The 1000-nt window shown below is 73.5% G+C and carries 2 protein-coding genes; both read right to left on the bottom strand.

Annotated features, from left to right (window positions below; genetic code table 11):
* Positions 1-336 (bottom strand): MsnO8 family LLM class oxidoreductase (locus BACI9J_RS23420; protein ID WP_159736723.1); only part of this gene is annotated, 336 nt, incomplete at its 3' end.
* 375 nt (positions 337-711) lie between these two features.
* The coding region (locus BACI9J_RS23415) for a glycosyltransferase (RefSeq protein ID WP_159736722.1) at positions 712-1000 on the bottom strand (289 nt) is incomplete at its 5' end.

The raw sequence follows: 1000 nt of genomic DNA, 5'->3' as shown, positions 1-1000 counted from the left end.
GCGCCCGAGCCCGAGGTCGACACGGTCGCCGTACAGGGCACGGAGGGTGCCGAACTGCTCGGCAACGACGAGGGGTGCGTGGTTCGGCAGCATGACGCCACCGGATCCGATGCGGATCGTCGAGGTGGCCGCGCCCACCGCGCTCAGCAGCACCGCCGGGGCCGAGGACGTGATGCCCGGCATCCCGTGGTGCTCGGCGACCCAGAACCGCTCGTACCCGAGCTGCTCGGCGTGCACGGCCATGTCGACGGACCCCTGCAGGGCCTCGGTGTTGGACTGGCCGTACTCGCGTGTGGCCAGGTCGAGGACGGACAGGTGCAGGGTGTCGTCGGTCATGTGGTCACCAACGCGCTCCGGCGCACCTGCATTCCACGCGGCACCGGGACCTCGACCGGTCAGGACATGCCGCCGCACCGCCGCCGACCGGTCACCAGGTGACGCTTGGAGGTTGCGGCACCGACAGTCCGCGACCACTCGGCTGACGCACGCGGCGTGCCCTGGACGCGCGATGCGACGGCCAGGAGGCCCGTGGCCGGCTCGCCGACAACGGCCGTCGGACCGCCAAGCGGTTCGATCTCCCCCGCGTCGTCGCGCAGCTCGAGGCGATCCTGGTGGCGGCCGCCCGCTGACGCGGGACGGCGGCACTGCACGTGCGCGGCGCCTGCCGCGGGCCGACCCGGCGACGACTGGCGGGCCTCCTGGCCGGGCGCGTCAGGAACGGACCGCGCTCGGGATCCCGGTCCACGCGCCGATCTCGCGCCGGAAGCGTGTGGTGGAGAACGTGTCGGCCCGCGCTCGGCAGTCCGCACCGTCGAGTCCCGCAGCCGCCTCGACGGCCGACCGGATCGTCGACGGGGCGAAGTCGTGCAGGACGACACCGCTCCGACCGGGCTCCACCGAGTCGCACGCGCCGCCGACGGCGTTCACGACGACCGGCGTGCCGAGCGCCATGGCCTCGACCGGCATGATGCCGAAGTCCTCCACCGGTGGGAACACGTAG

This window comes from Arthrobacter sp. 9V (assembly GCF_902506065.1).
GTDB lineage: Bacteria > Actinomycetota > Actinomycetes > Actinomycetales > Micrococcaceae > Arthrobacter.
Note: the sequence above shows the minus strand (reverse complement) of the source record. Positions and strands in the feature narration are given on the sequence as shown.